The sequence below is a fragment of the Citrobacter sp. CK194 genome, assembly GCF_030333395.1.
GTDB classification, from domain to species: domain Bacteria; phylum Pseudomonadota; class Gammaproteobacteria; order Enterobacterales; family Enterobacteriaceae; genus Citrobacter_B; species Citrobacter_B koseri.
Genome location: NZ_JAOWGA010000019.1, coordinates 946,816 through 966,258 on the forward strand (window position 1 = coordinate 946,816; position 19,443 = coordinate 966,258).

Below are 19,443 nucleotides of genomic sequence, written 5' to 3' on the forward strand. Positions count from 1 at the left end.
CGGTCCCGTTTCCTAAGATTCACAAAGTCAATGGAACGCCAGGCGTTCGCGATGGCGTTCCGGGGAAAATCAGTTTGCTTCGCGCTATATCCGCCGCTGACGACGGCGAACAGGGCGAGGTCGTTTTGTTTTCTCCACCGTGGCGACGCCGGCCAGATAATCGGCCAGGGCAGCAGGAGAAGGGTGGGTGAAGAGGTCAAGCAACGTCAGGGTGGAAAATTCGTGACGTTGTAACAAAACGTGCAGTTGCACCAGATTCAGCGACGTTGCGCCCGCCTCAAAGAAGTTTTCTGCGGGTGTGACAGACTCGCCAACCACCTCGCGGAAGGCGTCGCAAATCAGGCTGACGGTGCTCTCGTCCGCCGCAATGTGTGGCTGAGAGTGCTCAGGGCATACGCGCGGTGAGCGCTCTGCGCATTGCCCTGCGTGTTTAACGGGAGGCACCAGCGCGGCGAGCGGCAGTTGCCAGCCGCTTTCATCCTCGGCCATTCGGTTTAGCAATGCGCAATACTGTTCAAACTGGCGCTCCACCTGCCCGGCAGGAAACAGCGCGGCGACAAAATCCCAGTTAAAGCGCAGTTCGCCTTCGGATTCATAAACCTGGTGATCGAGCCAGACCTGCGGCGTCTGGGAGATGCCCCAGACCGGTTTGAGCAGATTACGCCGGGCGAGGAAGTTATCCTGCTCAAAGCCCAGCGCGCTGGTAAAGACGACGGGCATCGGAACGGCAGGCACGTTTTTCCGTTGCGCCAGTTGACGCATCACGCGGATGGCTGACACATCGCGGTGGTTGAGGTTCTGGCTCAGCCGCTGCTGTAGTGACTGCGCGCTGTGCAGCCAGCTTTCGCCGGGATGCCAGCTCAGCAGCATCAGCGAGGTGAAATCGCCCAGAATCTTGTTGATTTGCGGGTGCAGCGGTCGTCTGTCGAAAAGCGTAAGGTTAAGCGTGAACTCAGGCTGCGCACTCCATGCAGAGAGAACCGTTGACCACACCGACAACAGCACGGCCGACGGGGTGAGATGGGCGTCAGCCGCCCGTTTTTTCAGCCGATGCCAGCGCGTGCTGTCCAGCGCGCCGTTCAGGCGGGTGAAGCGCGGTGTTTCAACCTCCTGAGGCAAGCAGCGCAGCGGCAACGCAGGCGCCGGAGGAATATCATCAAGCTGCGCCTGCCACCATGCCAGAGAATCTGGATTGGGCGACTGTAGCGAGGGTTGTTGCAGATAATCCCTGAAGGTGACGGGCAGCGGCGGAAGCAGCTGTTGCGGGTAGCGGTAGCCGTGTTCCAGCTCCGCCAGCAGGATCTGCATGCTCAGACCGTCAAGCAACAGGTTATCCAGACACAGCCACAGGCGGGCGGGCATCCCGCCCACGTATCCGACCTGGAGATCGAATACCGGCCACACTTCGGGGTTGAGTACCTGATGCGCCAGTTTTTCGCGTACCCGCAACGCCTCTTCAGGCGTATGGAGGGTGTGTGCGGGTATCACCCAGGGGGGCGTCTGTTCGAGCACCTGTTGCTGTCCATCACGCACAACGGCGCGCAGCATATCGTGGCGGGCGATTAATCGGTTCCAGACCGTCTCCAGCCGGGTGAGATCCAGATCGGCAATTTCAAATTCAACAAAGAAATGTGAGCCGACGCCGCCCAGGGCAAAGCCTGGCTGACGCCCCACCAGGTAAGCCTGCTGCACGTCGGTAAGCGCAAAGGGCTGGTAGCGATCTTCAGGGGAGTGGACGAATGGTTGTTCGACCGGGACGTCGGTTTTCCGCAGCGTGGCGGCAAAATCCGCCAGCCGGGGATGATTAAACAGGTCGCTTAATTGCGCTTCATAACCTGCCTGATGAAGTTGCCCGGTCAGACGGGTCGCCAGCAGGCTATCGCCGCCTTGCTGGAAGAAGTCGGTTTCTCTGGTGACATTGCCAGTCGATAAGAGTTGCTGCCAGAGGGCGGCAACCTGTTTTTCAATGTCGCCCTGGGGTAAATCCGCCTCGGCCTGGTTTTCCGCTTCAGGGGTATGACGACGCTTCAGCGCCTGATAGTCAATTTTCCCGTTAGCCGTCAGCGGTAAGGCGTCGAGGAAGACGATCCGTTGCGGCACCATCCACCCCGGCAGACGCCCGGCGAGGGCGGCCTGAAGTTGACGGGGATCGCGGCGCACCTGCCTGTCAGGGCATTGTACGAGGAAGCGTTGTAACCCCGCGATCTCATCGCCATGCTGACAGTTGAAGGCGGCTGCGCTAAATAATGCCGCCCAGTCGGCGCTGTTATGCAGCAAGGCCTCCGGCTGCCCATCGGTTAACAGGAGCGTGCTGAGCAAGGCGGACGGCGTTAACTGGCGAAACTCCATCACGTAGAGCAGCGCGCCGGGAACGGCAAGCTGTTGTAATGTCGCAAGGAGCCCGGGATCTTCCGGCAGCAGACGATGCAGGGCGTTATTAAGCCAGATAATGTCCGCCGAGTGAGCGTGCGCCGCCAGCGTGTCTGCATTCCAGGGAGACAGACGAGCGCCAGGCCAGGGGGCGAGCCTCTGCCGGGCGCTCAGCAGCATCTCCTGGCTCTGCTCAAGCCCGACATACTCAATCTGTCCGGCGTTGAGCTGTGCTAACAGCGATTCTGCGGCGCGGCCAGTGCGGGTTCCCACCTCAAGCAGGCGTACCGGGCGCTGTAAGCGCTGTGCAAGCTGTTGGCAAATTGTCGCCAGTTCCTGAATATACGGGGCGCTGGCCGGATGGTTGAAGGCCAGGCTTTCCGGCGACCACTGCGCGTCGTTCAGTAACGACAGTTCGTCGCGGGCGCCGCGAAGAATTTGCGATAACGTTAAATCATGTCCGCTGAAGTGCGGGTGTTCATCCTCGCGTTCTTCACCAGCGCAGACCTGATAACCTTCAGCAGCGGGCTTCAGTCGCCGTTGCGTCACCAGAAATGCTAACCAGCGTTCCACCACGGCCTGCCAGCGCGGCTGGATAGCGAGTGAGTTCATCAGGGGGAGAGGATCGGCGCCAGCGGTGTGACCCGGCTTCAGTTTTAACAGGCGATGCTGAAGGAAATCGGCTACCTGTTCTGCGGAGATCTCTGGCGAGATGGCGCAACAGGGCAACGTTCCCGCAAGCGTGTGCCACACCTGCGGCAGTGCCGGGTTCCGATGATCGGTAACGCAAAAAGCCTCGCCCTGAGGAACAACGTATGCCGCCAGCGTTTTTTCTTTTTCGCCGATCGCCAGAACGGTTGCTTGTTTCACCCCCGCCAGTTGGCTGAGCGCGCTTTCGATTTCGCCCAGCTCGATGCGATATCCTCCGACTTTGACCTGCTTGTCGCGACGACCGAGGAACTCGATTGTGCCATCTGGCCAGTAGCAGCCGAGATCGCCGGTGCGATACCAGCGCTCGTCCGGGAGCGTCAAAAATTGCTGCTCGCTGCGCAGGGGATCGTTGAAATAGCCTTCCGCGACCCCGATGCCGCCAATCCATAATTCACCCGGCACCCAGTCAGGGCAGTCCCGGCCCCGTTCATCCACCACCCGGTAGCGTTGGTTGGTTAGCGGAAAACCGTAAGGGATGGAACGCCAGTGGGCGGGGACGTCGTGAATTTCGCAGGCGTTAGACCAGATAGACGCCTCGGTGGCGCCGCCCATCGCGATAAATTGTCCTTGTGGACGGAAGGCCCGATAACGGGCGGGGAGGTCAAGCCCGATCCAGTCGCCGGAAAGCATCACTGCGCGCAGGTTTTCCGGCGTGGCGTCGGCGAAACCTTCACACCAGGTCAGCAGCATATCGAACAGCGCCGGGACGCTGTTCCAGAGCGTGACCTGATGGCGCTGGATCAGCTCACACCATGCGTGAGGATCGCGCCGTTGATTTTCCATCACCATCACCAGCGCGCCGCCCGCGCGCAGTACGCCAAAAATGTCGTAAACCGATAAATCAAAATGCAGGGCGGAGAGGGCCAGCACCCTGTCATGCGGGCCAACCTGATAGCGGGTATTGATATCGCAACAGGTGTTGAGCGCTCCCCGGTGAGAAATGACTACCCCTTTCGGCGTGCCGGTAGAGCCGGAGGTGTAGATAATGTAGGCCGGCTGCGTGGGGTCGCGTACCACCGGGTTGGCGATCGGCTCCGCCTCAATGGCCTGCTGCCAGGCAAGGACGGGAATATCGTCTGACCAGGCGCTGGCGTCGTGCTGGCAAATGAGCACCAGCCGGACGCTGGCGTCAGCGTAGATTTTCTCGCGCCGTGCGGCAGGCTGGTCCAGCGAAACCGGAACGTAAACCGCCCCGGTCAGCAGGACGGCCAGAACCGCAACAAGTTGTCCTGCGCCTTTCGACATCGTGATAGCCACATTATCGCCGGGCTGAACCCCGCACTCGATTAACCTGCCTGCGCAACGGCGGGCATAGTCTGTCAGCTCATGATAATTCCACTGATAACGCATGTCCGTTACCGCCAGCGCCTGCGGCTGTTGCAGAGCGATACGGAAAATGCCTTCATGCAGCAAACCTTCGGGAATGGGGGCGCCGGTGGCGTTGACCCGTTCGCGTATCGCGCGCTGGCTGGCGGGCATCATATCTGCGAACGGCTTTTGCCAGGCGCTTTCGTCATCGCAGAGTTGGTTAATCAACTGGCAGTAGGCGTCGAACAATGTTTCGACTAACGCCGGAGGGAACAGCGCGTCGTTGCTGTCCCATTGCAGCCAGACCTCGCCGTGATGCTCGAACGCCAGATGATCTATCCAGACCTGCGGCGTTTGCGAGATGCCCCATTCCGGCTCGCCCAACGGCGATTCTGCGCGGCTGCTGTAGAGGGAACGCCCCAGATTGCTGGTAAATACCACCGGGGCGCCGTGGGGGTAGCGCTGCTGGCGTTTGAGTTCACGGAGTAGCTCGACGCCGGACCAGTGGCGATGCTCCCAGTCCTCCGTAAACGTGAGCTGGTTTTTACGCGCCAGGTTGCTGACGGTATCGCCATCGCAGGCGGTATCCAGCAGAAGAATGTTGGTGAAGTCGGCAAGCATTGCGCCAACCGCCGGGTGCAGCGGCTGGCGGTCGAATAAGGTGATGTTAAGCAGCAGACGCGTCAGGCCGCCCCAGCGAGCCAGCACGGCAGAAAAACAGGTCGCCAGCGCCATTGTCGGCGTCACGCCATACTCGCCGGCCCGGTTGCTAAAGGCGTGCCAGCGTGTTGCCGGGACAATCATGCGGCGCCGGGTATTACGGACTTCACGTAGCGTGGCGGGTTCGCAGGCCAGCGGCAAGACGGGCGCGGGGGGAAGCGTCGATGCTTTCGCCAGCCAGTAAGCGCGCGCGTCGTCTCTCAGTGGTTGATTGATCTTCTGCTGGTGCAGCAAATACGAACGGAAATCATAGCGGGTGTCGATAGCCGGCAGCGATTCTCCGGCCAGCAGGGCGTTAAGCTCATCGAAGAAAAGCGTAAAGCTGGAGGCATCCATAATCAGCAGGTCAATATTGACATGGAGGCGGTGGCGATTGTCCGGCAAGAGCGTCAGCTGAAAATCAAACGTTTCGCCGATCTCCACGCGTAAAAGACGGTGGCTCAGGCGCTGGCGCAGTGCGTCCAGATAGGCCTGGCGGCTTTCAGCGTCGTTATGGCGTAAATCATGAACGGTGACGCCGTTCCAGTAAGGTTGCGGTAGCCAGACCTGCTGCCCGTCGGGGCGAAAGGCGATATGCAGCATTGGGTGGCGTTGCAGCAAGGTCGTGATGGCCTGCTCCAGCTGCGACGCCGTCAGACAATGGCCTTCAAACTCCTGATACAGGTGGCAACCCACGCCGCCAAGCGTCTGCCCCGGCATGCGGCCCGTCAGGTAGGCGTGCTGTACCGGCGTCAATGGGAAGGGGGTACTTTCGGTCATGTTCGGCCAGGATGATTCGTCGGGCGGCGTTTCTTCTTCCGCGTTCTCCGGCGACCGGCTGAGCATTAACTGGTTCCATGCCGCCAGCGTGGGGGCGGCATACAGCTCGCGAAGGGTAAGGCGGTAGCCATTTTTACGAAACCAGTGTAACCATCTCATCAATCTTATTGAATCCAGGCCGGCCTGGATCAGATTGCTCTCTTCATGTAACTGCTGCGGCGTTAAATTCAGTTCCTGTATAAGCCGCTCGCGTAATTGTTGGTAATCAGCCGCGTGGCGGTTGTCCGGTAACAGCGAATCCTGAGATGGTGCGCCAGAAATCATTCTTCCTCCTGATGGCACGTCTTACCGAAAAGCATTGCTCACATGAGAATAATAATTATTAACAATTGGATGCTACCCGAAACGGGTTTATTTATGCCCGTTTCGGGTTGGTAACAGGCGGAAAGAACAGAGGCCCGGATGGGGTATCCGGGCCTCTGTCAGGGAGGAATTTAGGGGGGGGGGGGGCGACCCCGGTTACATCACGCGTTTAAAGGTCGAAGGGGTTACGCCAAACTGTTTCTGGAAGGCGGCAGAGAAATGGCTGGCGTTGGCATAGCCCAGATCGGCCGCCACCGTCATGACGGAAGTATTGCCGTTGGCCAGGCGTCTTCTGGCTTCCTGCATTCGTTCAGCCTGAAACAGGCCATAGACGCTGTTGTTGAACAGAACGCGGAAGCCTCGCTTAATTTTGAGAACGCTCAGACCGGACTCTCTGGCCAGCTCCGCGACGCCCGGCGCTTGCGTCAGATCAGCCAGCAGCAGATCCTTCGCCCGCAGCAGTTTCTGACGTTCCATCGGGTTGAAGTGGCAGGAGAGGCAACTGGCGTCTTCGCGATGTTCATCCAGCACCAGACTGAGCATGACCAGACTTTGCCCCTGCAACCATAGCGTCGACGGCTTTTGTTCATGGCTGAAGCCGCCGTGCATGCGCATCAGCGCGTGACGCAAGGCCTGAGCCGTTAAGTGGGTTTCAGCATTACAACGCTGCTGCTGGCAACAGCAGTGGGAGTCGATCTTATTCTTAATGACCGCGCTAATATCCGGCACCCACAGCGCGAGGGTTTCAGGGCTGAAGGAGAGGGTAATGCTCTCGAATCGGCCACAATAGGAGGCGCTGCCACGGCAGTCTGGCGTATGGGTAATGTAATGGCGATTGCGCGCAAGCTCCCAGTCGGTGCGGCGCCTGAGTCCCTGAATCGCAAAGCGCGATGTGCCTTCCAGGATGCACGAGAAGTTAATCCTGCCCAGATCGTCGTGTAGCTGCAACGTCTCGGGCCGCGCAAAATGGCCCCTCCAGAGCAAAATATCCATACCTTCCTGCAACGAACAGCGCAGCAGTTCACACTGAGCAGGAATATTGCCATCGTTTGCAGGTTTCCCGACCACCAACTGGTGAATAGAGATTTCAGATTGCGTTTGCGGTGACTCCGTCATGACCTGGTTATCTCCCTGTGGCTTAGACCAATGCGGGCATATACCCGTCATATTTCAAGTTGCATGTGCGTTGGCTACGGGTTACTCGGCCCATCCCTGGGCCTCGCCCTTACGGGCCGCCGCAAGCGGCGTTCAAATCTGTTCCAGACAGATTTGTCACTCCCCCCAGTCACTTACTTCTGTAAGCTCCTGGGGCTTCCCTCGCTTGCCGCCTTCCTGCAACTCGAACTATTTAGGGTATAAATAGAACCGAATGGGGTAGATGAGTTATTGATAATGGTTATTATTCACATTAATTCTCAGAACGCCACCCTGAATTGTCGTTTTTGGCGTCCGTAAAAATTCATCAGGAAATTCAGTTACTCCCATGTCATCTCAATCATCCAATACTGAATCGCTGTCCCGATTTCCTCTCTGGCAGGTGATTACACCGGTTCGCAGGAAGGTTATTTTAGCTATGGCGCTGGCGGGGCTGGCGGCATTAACCAGCCTGGGGGCGCTCCTTTTTCTGGCGTGGAGCCTGCGTGACATTCGCGCGACGCCTGACGCTATTCCGGCCTGGCCGCTGGGCGGCGTGATCGGCTGCGTGGTCTTAACTTTTGTTCTGCGCTTGCAGGCGTTCAACACCTCTCATTACGCGGCTTTTCATCTGGAGAACATTCTGCGCAGCAGGTTAGCCCGTAAAGCATTGCAGCTTCCGCCTGGCGTGTTACAGCAAATGGGCAGCGGGTCAGTGGCGAAAGTGATGCTGGATGACGTGAAGTCGTTACATATTTTTGTGGCCGACAGCACGCCGCTCTATGCCCGCGCGATCATCATGCCGCTGGCGACAATCGTTATCTTGTTCTGGCTGGACTGGCGGCTGGCAATCGCGACGCTGGTGGTACTGGTGTTTGGCTCGGTTGTTCTCGTGCTTGCCCGCCAGCGTTCGGAAGATATGGCTCAGCGTTATCATAAGGCGCGCGAGCAGGTCAGTGCGGCGGTTATTGAGTTCGTGCAGGCCATGCCCGTGGTGAGAACGTTTGATAGCGGCAGCACCAGTTTTTTGCGCTATCAACGCGCCCTTGAAGAGTGGGTCGATGTGCTCAAAACCTGGTATCGCAAAGCCGGTTTTTCAGCGCGTTTTTCCTTCTCGATTCTGAATCCTCTCCCGACCCTGTTTGTCCTGATCTGGTCGGGATACGGTCTGTTGCACTATGGCAGTCTCGATTTTATCGCGTGGGTGGCCGTTTTACTGCTGGGCAGCGGAATGGCCGAAGCCGTAATGCCAATGATGATGCTCAATAACCTGGTCGCGCAAACGCGTTTAAGCATTCAGCGTATTTATCAGGTTCTCGCAATGCCGGAGTTATCGCTGCCGCAGTCTGACCAGCAGCCGCAAGAGGCGAGCATTACCTTTGAGCAGGTGAGCTTTCATTATCCGCAAGCGCGTACTGGCGCCGCGTTGCAGGAGGTGAGCTTTCATGTGCCTGCCGGGCAAATTGTGGCGCTGGTCGGGCCAAGCGGCGCCGGAAAAAGCACCGTGGCGCGCTTGCTGCTGCGTTACGCCGACCCGGACAAAGGCCATATCCGTATTGGCGGCGTGGATCTGCGCGATATGCAGACGGACACCCTGATGAAGCAACTCTCGTTTGTGTTTCAGGACAACTTCCTTTTTGCCGACACGATAGCCAATAACATTCGTCTGGGCGCGCCGGATACGCCGCTGGAGGCGGTAATAGCGGCGGCCAGAGTGGCGCAGGCCCATGATTTTATTAGCGCGCTGCCAGAAGGTTACAACACGCGAGTCGGGGAACGTGGGGTATTTCTCTCCGGCGGCCAGCGGCAGCGCATCACTATCGCCAGGGCGATTTTGCAGGATCGCCCCATCCTGGTGCTTGATGAGGCGACGGCGTTTGCTGACCCGGAAAACGAAGCGGCGCTTATCAAGGCGCTCGCGGCGGCCATGCGCGGCCGGACGGTCATCATGGTCGCGCATCGTCTCTCAATGGTGACTCAGGCCGATGTGATATTGCTGTTTTCCGACGGACAGCTCAGGGAAATGGGGAACCATACGCAACTGTTGGCGCAGGGCGGCCTGTATCAACGGCTCTGGCAACACTATCAGCAGGCGCAGCATTGGGTGCCGGGTGGAACACAGGAAGAGGTGGTGGAAAATGAAAGACAATAATCCTGCGGATAACCTGGCCTGGCGCGTCATCTGGCGCCAGCTTATCTCCAGCGTTGGCAGTCAGGCCAGGATGCTGCGGCGCAGTATGCTGGCGCTGTTGCTGGCGGCATTCATGCAGGGGATCGCCTTTGCCTGTCTTTATCCGATCATTGATGCGCTGTTACGGGGAGACGCGCCGCAACTTCTTAACTGGGCTGTGGCCTTCAGCGGTGCCACGATTGTGACGCTGGCGCTACGCTGGTATGGCCTGGGCTTTGAATACCGTGGTCATCTGGCGCAGGCCACCCATGAGTTGCGCCTGCGACTTGGCGAGCAGTTACGCCTCGTGCCGCTGGAGAAGCTCCAGCGCGGCAGGGCGGGCGAAATGAACGCCTTGCTGCTGGGCAGCGTGGATGAAAACCTCAATTATGTTATCGCGATAGCCAATATTTTGCTGCTCACCATTGTCACGCCGCTGACGGCGTCGCTGGCGACATTGTGGATAGACTGGCGGCTGGGGCTGGTGATGTTGCTGATCTTCCCTCTGCTGGTGCCGTTTTATTACTGGCGCCGCCCGGCGATGCGGCGACAAATGCAGACGCTGGGGGAAGCGCACCAGCGTCTGAGCGGCGATATCGTTGAATTTGCTCAGGGGATGATGGTATTGCGCACCTGCGGTAGCGATGCCGATAAAAGCCGGGCGCTGCTGGAGCATTTCAATGCGCTGGAAAACTTACAGACCCGCACTCACCGTCAGGGCGCTGGCGCGACGATGCTGATCGCCAGCGTCGTGGAGTTGGGCCTACAGGTGGTGGTGTTATCCGGGATCGTCTGGGTGGTGACGGGCACTCTGAACCTCGCCTTTTTGATTGCCGCCGTCGCGATGATTATGCGCTTCGCAGAACCGATGGCGATGTTTATCAGCTACACCTCGGTTGTGGAACTGATCGCCAGCGCCCTGCAACGGATTGAGCAGTTTATGGCGATAGCACCGCTTCCCGTCGCAGCGCAAAGCGAGATGCCGGAGCGTTATGATATCCGCTTTGACAACGTCAGCTATCGCTACGAAGAAGGCGACGGCCACGCGCTTAATCATGTTTCTTTGACGTTCCCGGCAGCCAGTATGAGCGCGCTGGTGGGTGCCTCCGGCGCAGGCAAAACCACGGTCACTAAACTGTTAATGCGCTATGCCGATCCGCAGCAAGGGCAGATTTCTATTGGCGGCGTCGATATTCGCCGCCTGACGCCGGAACAGCTCAATAGCCTGATTTCTGTTGTTTTCCAGGATGTCTGGCTGTTTGATGACACGCTGCTGGCGAATATCCGTATCGCGCGCCCACAGGCGACGCGACAGGAGGTGGAAGAGGCCGCCCGCGCGGCGCAGTGCCTTGAGTTTATTTCCCGTCTTCCACAAGGCTGGCTGACGCCAATGGGGGAGATGGGTGGCCAGCTATCGGGCGGCGAGCGCCAGCGGATTTCCATTGCCAGAGCGTTATTGAAAAACGCGCCGGTCGTCATTCTCGATGAACCGACCGCCGCGCTGGATATTGAAAGCGAGCTGGCGGTGCAAAAAGCGATCGATAACCTGGTTCACAACCGGACGGTGATTATCATTGCCCACCGTTTATCCACCATCGCCGGGGCCGGAAACATTCTGGTGATGGAAGAGGGACAGGTGGTTGAGCAGGGTACTCATGCGCAATTGCTCTCTCATCATGGACGTTATCAGGCGCTGTGGCAGGCGCAAATGGCCGCGCGCGTGTGGCGCGACGACGGGGTTTCCGCGTCTGGAGTGTGGGAACATGAGTGATGTTCAGTCGAATGTGAAACCGCTGACGTTGACGACCGGGCGGGTGATTTTTGCTATTGCCGGCGTCTATGTGACGCAGAGCCTGGTATCGGCGCTGTCTATGCAGTCCTTACCCGCGCTGGTGCGCGCTGCTGGCGGTTCGCTGGCGCTTGCCGGTGCGACAACCCTGTTCATGCTGCCCTGGGCGCTGAAGTTTATTTGGGCGCCGTGGATCGAGCGCTGGCGGCTTCCGCCCGGTAGCCAGGAACGCCGTTCCCGCATGTTAATCCTGCGTGGTCAGGTCGCGCTAGCGGCGATCCTGACTATTGCCGCAGCGATTGGCTGGTTTGGGCAAGAAGGGGGATTTCCTGATACGCAAATCGTCGCGTTATTTGTTCTGTTTATGGTGGCAGGCACGGTCGCCTCCACCATTGATATCGCCAGCGACGGCTTTTGCGTCGATCAACTGACCCGCGCGGGTTACGGCTGGGGAAACAGCGTGCAGGTCGGCGGCAGCTATCTGGGAATGATGTGCGGCGGCGGGGTGTTTCTGATGCTGTCGGCAGCATCCGGCTGGCCTGTCGCCATGCTGATGATGGCGGTGCTGATTATGGCGCTGTCATTCCCGCTGTGGCGCATTACGGAGCCGACGCGAACAGCGACTATCCCGCATGTTCCGGCATTAGGTTATGCGCTAAGGAGGAAACAGGCGCGCCTGGGCTTACTGCTGGTATTGATGCTGAATTCAGGCATGCGGTTTGTGCTGCCTCTTCTGGCGCCGCTGTTGTTGGATCATGGGTTAAGCATGTCCGCGTTGGGCGCGCTGTTTAGCGGCGGCAATATTGCAGCGGGCATAGCAGGAACGCTGGCCGGCGGATTGCTGATGAAATACACCTCACCCGGCAGAGCGCTGTTGACGGCTTATGGCGTCCAGGGGATCGCGCTGCTGGCGGTGGTGATGACGCTCATGATGGCGCCGGGTCATCTGCTGCTGCCGATTCTCCAGTGTCTGGTCATTGTCCAGTCCATTTCGCTGGCCTGCGCGCTGGTCTGTCTTTACGCCACGCTGATGTCGCTTTCATCGCCTTTGCAGGCCGGTGTCGACTTCACCCTCTTTCAATGTACTGACGCGGCAATCGCCATTCTGGCAGGCGTTATCGGTGGCGTTGTTGCTCAACATTTTGGCTATGCTGCCTGCTTCCTGTTTGCCGGAGCATTCACGTTGCTGGCGGCGTGGGTTGCTTATATCCGGCTGCATTCGGCAAGAGAACTGATGACCAGCGCAATTGATTGATCCGGGAATAACACAGAGAGGTAAGGGATGAAAATCAGTGAATTTCTACACCTGGCGTTACCAGAGGAACAATGGCTACCGACGATTTCTGGCGTCTTACGCCAGTTCGCAGAAGAAGAGTGTTATGTCTATGAGCGCCAACCCTGTTGGTATTTAGGCAAAGGGTGCCAGGCACGGTTGCACATTAATGCCGACGGAACGCAGGCGACATTTATTGATGATGCCGGGGAGCAAAAATGGGCGGTGGATTCCATTGCCGACTGCGCACGTCGTTTTATGGCACATCCTCAGGTGAAAGGACGTCGGGTTTATGGACAGGTTGGGTTCAACTTTGCGGCGCATGCGCGGGGGATTGCCTTTAACGCCGGGGAGTGGCCGCTGCTGACGTTAACCGTTCCCCGTGAAGAACTTATTTTTGAAAAGGGAAATGTCACCGTTTATGCGGACTCCGCCGACGGGTGCCGACGTTTGTGCGAGTGGGTAAAAGAGGCCGGTACAACGACGCAGAACGCACCACTGGCGGTGGATACCGCCCTCAATGGTGAGGCGTATAAACAACAGGTTGCACGCGCCGTTGCGGAGATCCGCCGTGGTGAGTATGTCAAAGTGATTGTCTCGCGCGCCATTCACCTGCCATCGCGGATTGATATGCCCGCCACGCTGTTATACGGGCGGCAGGCAAACACGCCAGTGCGGTCGTTTATGTTCCGTCAGGAAGGACGCGAAGCGCTGGGCTTTAGCCCGGAACTGGTGATGTCAGTGACGGGCAATAAAGTGGTCACTGAACCGCTTGCGGGCACCCGCGATCGCATGGGAAACCCGGAGCATAATAAGGCGAAAGAGGCAGAACTGCTGCACGACAGTAAAGAGGTGCTTGAGCATATCCTTTCTGTCAAAGAAGCTATTGCTGAACTGGAGGCCGTTTGCCAGCCGGGCAGCGTGGTGGTTGAAGATTTAATGTCGGTTCGCCAGCGCGGCAGCGTTCAGCATCTGGGGTCTGGCGTGAGCGGTCAGCTTGCGGAAAACAAGGATGCCTGGGATGCGTTTACCGTGCTGTTTCCGTCGATTACCGCCTCAGGTATCCCTAAAAACGCTGCCCTGAACGCGATTATGCAAATTGAGAAGACGCCGCGAGAGCTTTATTCCGGCGCAATCCTGCTGCTGGACGATACGCGCTTTGATGCTGCGCTAGTCCTGCGTTCCGTATTTCAGGACAGCCAGCGCAGCTGGATACAGGCGGGGGCGGGAATCATCGCGCAATCTACGCCGGAACGAGAACTGACAGAAACCCGGGAGAAATTAGCGAGCATTGCGCCCTATTTAATAGCGGCAGAGCAGGGGTAACGGAGCGAAAAAAAATCCACGCAATTGCGTGGATTTTATGGGTTTTTGTGGACTTTACGAGGTTTATTGAAACCTCATAAGACAACAAATTTTATTAGACGTTGAACAAGAAGTTCATCACATCGCCGTCTTTAACGATGTAGTCTTTGCCTTCCGCACGCATCTTACCGGCTTCTTTCGCGCCTTGTTCACCTTTGTACGTGATGAAGTCGTCGAAAGCGATGGTCTGCGCACGAATAAAGCCTTTCTCAAAATCGGTGTGAATTTTACCCGCAGCCTGCGGTGCGGTTGCGCCGACAGGAATCGTCCACGCGCGTACTTCTTTCACACCAGCGGTAAAATAAGTTTGCAGATTCAGCAGCTTGTAGCCAGCGCGAATAACGCGGTTGAGACCCGGTTCTTCAATACCCAGCTCAGCCATAAACTCGTCACGGTCAGCATCGTCGAGTTCTGCGATGTCGGCCTCGATAGCGGCACAAACCGGAACCACGACAGAGCCTTCTGCATCGGCAATGGCGCGAACCTGATCCAGGTACGGGTTATTTTCGAAGCCATCTTCGTTGACGTTAGCGATATACATGGTCGGCTTCAGCGTCAGGAAGCTCAGATAGCGGATCGCCGCTTTATCTTCGTCTGTCAGATCCAGTGAGCGCAGCATGCCGGCGTTTTCCAGGTGCGGCAGACATTTTTCCAGCGCGGCCAGCTCAGCTTTCGCGTCTTTATCGCCGCCTTTGGCTTTCTTCTGCACGCGGTGAATGGCGCGTTCACAGGTATCAAGGTCGGACAGCGCCAGCTCGGTGTTGATAACGTCAATATCTTCCGCCGGGTTTACTTTCCCCGCAACGTGGATGATGTTGTCGTTTTCAAAGCAGCGTACTACGTGACCAATCGCTTCGGTTTCACGGATGTTTGTCAGGAACTGGTTACCCAGGCCTTCGCCTTTCGACGCGCCTTTTACCAGACCGGCAATGTCGACGAACTCCATGGTGGTAGGGAGAATGCGCTGCGGCTTGACAATCTCAGCCAGTTTGTCCAGACGCGGATCGGGCATCGGCACTACACCGGTATTTGGCTCGATGGTGCAGAACGGGAAGTTTGCCGCTTCAATACCGGCTTTAGTCAGGGCGTTGAACAGGGTGGATTTCCCGACGTTGGGCAAACCAACGATACCGCATTTGAATCCCATGATTTAAATCACCTTAATATCTTGATAATCAACCTGTTGTAGAAAACAGATTGTAGAAAAGTAAACAACTTTGCCTATTATACACAGCGCACGGCAAAAATGCCGCACATCACTGCTTATTGTGCTTTAAAGGCATGTAATCGGTTCGTCGCTTTGGTTAACCCTTCTTTGAACCAGACTTCAGTACAACGTGCCGCTTCGTCAATGGCGTCGTCAATTAACTTTTGTTCCGACACCGGCGGTTTACCCAGAACAAAACCGACAACTTTATTTTTATCGCCCGGATGACCAATTCCGACACGTAAGCGATGAAAGTTAGGGTTATTACCCAGTTTGTTGATGATGTCTTTCAGGCCATTATGACCACCGTGTCCGCCGCCTAACTTAAATTTCGCGACGCCAGGGGGGAGATCCAGTTCGTCGTGGGCAACCAGAATCTCATCAGGCATGATGCGGTAAAAACTGGCCATCGCGCCGACGGCTTTACCGCTCAGATTCATAAACGTGGTCGGTACTAGCAGGCGAACATCTTCCCCTTCGAGGGTCACTCTGGAGGTGTAACCGAAGAATTTCGGCTCTTCACGCAGAGGCGCGCGTAGTCGCTCTGCCAGTAAATCGACGTACCATGCGCCCGCATTGTGGCGTGTCGCCGCGTATTCTGCGCCGGGGTTCGCCAGGCCGACAATCAATTTAATCGTCACGTTTTTTGTCCTGAGTGTGTCCATAACTGGCGCGTAGTTTACTGTCTGCGGCCGCGCTTGACAAAAAACAGCGTAGATTGCGCCGGAAGCTGAATAATTGCCTGTTTGAACTATTGGAAAGTCAAGCTGTTCAGAGGGTTATTTGTAAAGTTTTGTTGAATAACAGGTTGTAATTGTGATCGCCCACGCACTCATAAAGCACAGTGTTGTCTATACTTTACACATAAGGATTAGGGGTATTCCCTGAAACAACCCAAAAGTTCCGGAGGTGACATATGAAACGCAAAAACGCTTCGTTACTCGGTAACGTGCTCATGGGGTTGGGGTTAGTGGTCATGGTGGTTGGTGTTGGTTATTCTATTTTAAACCAGTTACCGCAGTTTAACCTGCCACAATTTTTTGCACATGGTGCGGTGCTGAGCATCTTTGTCGGTGCCATTCTCTGGCTGGCAGGCGCCCGCGTAGGTGGGCATGAGCAGGTGAGCGATCGTTACTGGTGGGTTCGCCACTACGACAAACGCTGCCGCCGTAACGACAATCGCCGTCACAGCTAAGGTATCGCGTCGGTTTAAGACCAGTCAGCGTTGGACTGACTGGTCATTGTCTTAACCATTCTCACTCGTTTTTTCTGACGAGCGTCTCTTTAATCGGCGCAAAATCAGCAGCAATGCCAGCATAATGGCCAGATAACTCATTACGTAATGGCCCTGATGCTTTCGCTGTTCAAGCGCCGGATCGGCAGCCCATGTCAGAAAAGCCGTAACGTCTCGCGCGTACTGCTCTTCGGTTTCTGGTATATCGTCCTTTTCTGACCAGTTGATCTCCCCATCAGACAACGGTTTCGGCATGTTAATTATGCCGCCGGGAGCGTATCGGTTTGCCTTCATTTCCGGGTCGTCAGGCAGATAACCGGTCAACAAGGCATAGACGTAATCCGCCCCCTGATCGGTATAGGGCAAGAAGGCATCGAACAGAAATTGCGGGAACCCCCGGTCGTACGTTCTGGCGCGAACGATATAGGTTAAATCGACGGGAAGGGCGCCATTATTGAGATATCTTGCTTCCTGATCGTTAAGGTAGGGAGAGACAAACGTATCATTGAGATTGCCTTCCCGCTCGCCGGTTTGACCATCATCCTGAATGTCGGGAAAGACGTAGCCGCTGGCAAGACGCTTTGCCTCTGTGAGCGAGAGTTCGGGTCCGCCTGGCTTTGTCAGGGTGCGAAAATTAAGATGAACCATCCCGTGGCAGGCGCGGCATTTCTCTTCGTAGACCTGTAAACCGCGCCGCAGTTGTTCTTTATCATAGTGGCCCGTTATGCCGCTAAAACTCCACGCCTGGCGAGGTGGCGTCTCTTGCGCACAGACAGCGCTGGCGCCCAGAATGCACAGCCATAAAACGCTATATCTCACTAATCCCTTCATGGCGGTTAATCCTGCTTTTCCAGAAAACGTCGGCAGGGCAGTACGATGACAAACCATCCGAAGTAAACCAGCGTTGAAAGTTGCGATGCCGCGCGTATCCAGCCCTCTTCATTACTGAAACCGTCAGGCAGGTCGGGACCGACCAGCGCTTTTGAACCCAGCCATCCTAAAAAGAATGCATTAGCAACCCAGAGCCAAAAACCACATTTAACGAGTTTGCTGTAATTGCGAAAGCGGGCGCGTGAAGTGTCGAGCCAGGGGAGAAAATAAAAAATCAGCACTGAAGCACACATGGCGACTATCCCGAGAAGTTCGTTTGGGAAGCAGCGCAAAATGGAAAAGAACGGCAAAAAATACCACTCAGGCGCCACGACAGCGGGCGTTACGGTGGGATCTGCCGGGATAAAATTATCGGCGCTGCTGAGATAGTGCGGGGCAAAGAATAAAAACCAGGCGAACAGCATCATGAAAAGAGTGAGCTTGATGGCATCACTGTCGGTGATTTTATAATCGAAAAACAGTTTCCGGGACTCGCTCTGCGTAAATGTCTTTTTCATTGCCTGCGCAAATGCGGACTGCACGGTGCGGATATGCCATATCGTTCCCCCGACAATGACGAAGGGGATAATAAAATGAAGCACATAAAACCGGCCTAATGTGGGTGTTCCTGGAGCATACCCGCCGACTAAAAACGAATACAACGTATCTCCCACCCACGGGATCGCACGAGTGAATCCGGTAATAACGGTAGCGGCCCAGTAGCTCTTTTGCCCCCAAATCAGGCTATATCCCAGAAATGCGGTGATCATCAGTAACACGTATAACGTCACGCTTATCATCCACATTTTGAGATAGGGCTTTCGGTACACGTTGTAATACATGGCGCGGAAGATGTGCAGGTAACAGGCGAAGAAAAATAGCGATGCGCCAATAGAATGCGCGTTGCGCACCAGTTCGCCGTGTCTCACGGATCGCATAATATGAATGATTGAATCAAAGGCCAGCCCTTCCGTGGGTACATAAAACATCGCCAGAACGAGACCAGAAAGGATTTGTACTCCGAGCATCACCAGCAGAATGATCCCGACGGCAAAAACCCAGACGCCTGCGACCGTACGAGGGAAGGGAATACGCCACACTCGTTCTCGTCGGGGTACGGATAGATGTTCTGCCGCCATTTCAGACTTCCTTCGCGCCAATACGCACAGTCAGGCCATCGGGATGAAACGCGTAATCGGGGATTGCGAGGTTCGCCGTAGCGGGCCCCCGCGTGACGCGCCCTGAAGTGTCAAACTCCGAGCCATGACAAGGGCATATCCAGCCTTGCCCACCGGGTTTGGCATTGGGCACACAGCCTGCGTGGGGGCAGTAACCTTGAATGACCAGCCACTGCGGATACTCTGTCTTGATACGTTCGCCGTCAGCCTGCGGATCGATAAAATGATGGACGTCCGCCTGCTGCGCTGAGCGAATTTCCTCCGGGGTACGGTGATGAATAAGGATAAGCTTTCCCTGCCAGACCCTTTTCACCGTCTGGCCGACGGCAACCCCGGCGAGAGAGACATCGACAGGTTCGTTTTCCGCTACGGTTTTATCATCCGGCCCCAGTGCGGAGATGAGCGGCCAGACGGCGGCGGTGACACCCGCAGCCCCGACAAATTTTGTGAGTTTACACAGGCATTCTCGCCGCTGTACCTGAACGTCTTCATTGCTCTGTTTTTTATCCGCCACCGTGCGCCCCTCACCATTTTCGCGTATCTGGATTACTGTTTCTCAATGCGTGTATAAATGTCCTGGAAACGCTTATCCGCGATCCCCGGCGCCTTAAAGGTTCGATAGCTGTCAGGCAGGGTTGCATCACCCACTTTAATGAGCATCACCATCCCTTGCGCGTAATGCGGGGTGCATTTAATACCGTAAAATCCAGGTTTGTCGTACTTGACCTCTATTTCCTCATCAATCTTGCCGACAAATCCGGGGTAGCCTGCTGGCGAAAGCTCTGCGATTGACGCAGCGTTATGGCTCTTATGCTTGCGAATAAACTTCACGGTGTCGCCTGGCTGAATCGCCAGATAATCCGGTTCATATACCATCGGGCCGCCCGCGCCTCTGTTTTTCATCAGCACTTCGTGGGTCTGAGCGAAAGCCGTGGTGGTCAGCGCTAACAGACATAACATGCTCAGGCTTTGCTTAATCAATTTCATGGGTT

The 19,443-nt window shown here is 56.5% G+C and carries 13 protein-coding genes; 5 read left to right on the top strand and 8 right to left on the bottom strand.

All coding sequences use genetic code 11. From position 1 onward, the window contains the following. Positions 1-84: 84 nt before the first annotated feature. Positions 85-6,192 (bottom strand): yersiniabactin non-ribosomal peptide synthetase HMWP2, encoded by a 6,108-nt coding sequence (gene irp2, locus OGX80_RS20575; RefSeq protein WP_286471415.1) that lies wholly within the window; start codon positions 6,190-6,192, stop codon positions 85-87. A 195-nt stretch (positions 6,193-6,387) separates the two neighbouring features. After that, positions 6,388-7,347: a yersiniabactin transcriptional regulator YbtA gene (ybtA, locus tag OGX80_RS20580; protein WP_047051938.1), complete on the bottom strand. Its 960-nt coding sequence runs from the start codon at positions 7,345-7,347 to the stop codon at positions 6,388-6,390. A 457-nt stretch (positions 7,348-7,804) separates the two neighbouring features. On the opposite strand from ybtA, the gene ybtP reads away from it, so the two are divergent. Genes ybtP through ybtS form a run of 4 tightly spaced genes read left to right on the top strand, consistent with a single transcriptional unit; the run spans position 7,805 to position 13,923 of the window. Then, entirely contained in the window at positions 7,805-9,517 is a 1,713-nt protein-coding gene (gene ybtP, locus OGX80_RS20585) for a yersiniabactin ABC transporter ATP-binding/permease protein YbtP (protein WP_181899084.1), read from the top strand. Next, on the top strand, positions 9,504-11,306 hold the full coding sequence (ybtQ, locus tag OGX80_RS20590; protein ID WP_115181573.1) for a yersiniabactin ABC transporter ATP-binding/permease protein YbtQ: 1,803 nt from the start codon (positions 9,504-9,506) through the stop codon (positions 11,304-11,306). Before ybtP ends, ybtQ begins: the two co-directional genes overlap by 14 nt. Beyond that, on the top strand, positions 11,299-12,579 hold the full coding sequence (gene ybtX, locus OGX80_RS20595; protein WP_115181574.1) for a yersiniabactin-associated zinc MFS transporter YbtX: 1,281 nt from the start codon (positions 11,299-11,301) through the stop codon (positions 12,577-12,579). The genes ybtQ and ybtX overlap by 8 nt, the downstream gene beginning before the upstream one ends. A 27-nt stretch (positions 12,580-12,606) precedes the next feature. Then, the gene (gene ybtS / locus OGX80_RS20600; RefSeq protein WP_115181575.1) at positions 12,607-13,923 is read left to right on the top strand and encodes a yersiniabactin biosynthesis salicylate synthase Irp9/YbtS; all 1,317 of its coding nucleotides are present in this window, start codon (positions 12,607-12,609) and stop codon (positions 13,921-13,923) included. 94 nt (positions 13,924-14,017) lie between these two features. Here the strand turns inward: ybtS and ychF are convergent, their stop codons facing one another. After that, complete coding sequence (gene ychF, locus OGX80_RS20605; protein ID WP_012132142.1) at positions 14,018-15,109, bottom strand: redox-regulated ATPase YchF; 1,092 nt, start codon at positions 15,107-15,109, stop codon at positions 14,018-14,020. A gap of 116 nt (positions 15,110-15,225) precedes the next feature. Further along, positions 15,226-15,810: an aminoacyl-tRNA hydrolase gene (gene pth / locus OGX80_RS20610; RefSeq protein ID WP_012132143.1), complete on the bottom strand. Its 585-nt coding sequence runs from the start codon at positions 15,808-15,810 to the stop codon at positions 15,226-15,228. A 275-nt stretch (positions 15,811-16,085) separates the two neighbouring features. Between pth and ychH the strand changes: the two genes are divergently transcribed. Continuing rightward, the gene (ychH, locus tag OGX80_RS20615; RefSeq protein WP_012132144.1) at positions 16,086-16,364 is read left to right on the top strand and encodes a stress-induced protein YchH; all 279 of its coding nucleotides are present in this window, start codon (positions 16,086-16,088) and stop codon (positions 16,362-16,364) included. 51 nt (positions 16,365-16,415) lie between these two features. Here the strand turns inward: ychH and OGX80_RS20620 are convergent, their stop codons facing one another. From OGX80_RS20620 to OGX80_RS20635, 4 genes are read right to left on the bottom strand one after another with little or no spacing between them, the layout of a single operon-like run. Beyond that, positions 16,416-17,234 carry a cytochrome c1 gene (locus tag OGX80_RS20620; protein WP_115181576.1) on the bottom strand — a complete coding sequence of 273 codons (819 nt, stop codon included), beginning with the start codon at positions 17,232-17,234 and terminating at the stop codon, positions 16,416-16,418. A 5-nt stretch (positions 17,235-17,239) separates the two neighbouring features. Beyond that, positions 17,240-18,412, bottom strand: a complete 1,173-nt coding sequence (locus OGX80_RS20625; protein WP_047463409.1) for a cytochrome b — start codon at positions 18,410-18,412, stop codon at positions 17,240-17,242. Position 18,413: 1 nt separating this feature from the next. Further along, a complete protein-coding gene (gene petA / locus OGX80_RS20630) occupies positions 18,414-18,965 on the bottom strand; it encodes a ubiquinol-cytochrome c reductase iron-sulfur subunit (protein WP_115181577.1) in 552 nt (183 codons plus the stop codon). Between the two features lie 32 nt (positions 18,966-18,997). Further along, a complete protein-coding gene (locus tag OGX80_RS20635; RefSeq protein WP_012132148.1) occupies positions 18,998-19,438 on the bottom strand; it encodes a pseudoazurin in 441 nt (146 codons plus the stop codon). Positions 19,439-19,443 lie beyond the last annotated feature (5 nt).

Excerpts from the sequence above, each read along its gene's own strand:
- ychF (WP_012132142.1), bottom strand. The coding sequence starts at position 15,109 with ATGGGATTCAAATGCGGTATCGTTGGTTTGCCCAACGTCGGGAAATCC.
- ybtS (WP_115181575.1), top strand. The coding sequence starts at position 12,607 with ATGAAAATCAGTGAATTTCTACACCTGGCGTTACCAGAGGAACAATGG.
- ybtA (WP_047051938.1), bottom strand. The coding sequence starts at position 7,347 with ATGACGGAGTCACCGCAAACGCAATCTGAAATCTCTATTCACCAGTTG.
- ybtP (WP_181899084.1), top strand. The coding sequence starts at position 7,805 with ATGGCGCTGGCGGGGCTGGCGGCATTAACCAGCCTGGGGGCGCTCCTT.
- irp2 (WP_286471415.1), bottom strand. The coding sequence starts at position 6,192 with ATGATTTCTGGCGCACCATCTCAGGATTCGCTGTTACCGGACAACCGC.
- OGX80_RS20635 (WP_012132148.1), bottom strand. The coding sequence starts at position 19,438 with ATGAAATTGATTAAGCAAAGCCTGAGCATGTTATGTCTGTTAGCGCTG.
- ybtQ (WP_115181573.1), top strand. The coding sequence starts at position 9,504 with ATGAAAGACAATAATCCTGCGGATAACCTGGCCTGGCGCGTCATCTGG.
- OGX80_RS20620 (WP_115181576.1), bottom strand. The coding sequence starts at position 17,234 with ATGAAGGGATTAGTGAGATATAGCGTTTTATGGCTGTGCATTCTGGGC.
- ychH (WP_012132144.1), top strand. The coding sequence starts at position 16,086 with ATGAAACGCAAAAACGCTTCGTTACTCGGTAACGTGCTCATGGGGTTG.
- OGX80_RS20625 (WP_047463409.1), bottom strand. The coding sequence starts at position 18,412 with ATGGCGGCAGAACATCTATCCGTACCCCGACGAGAACGAGTGTGGCGT.
- ybtX (WP_115181574.1), top strand. The coding sequence starts at position 11,299 with ATGAGTGATGTTCAGTCGAATGTGAAACCGCTGACGTTGACGACCGGG.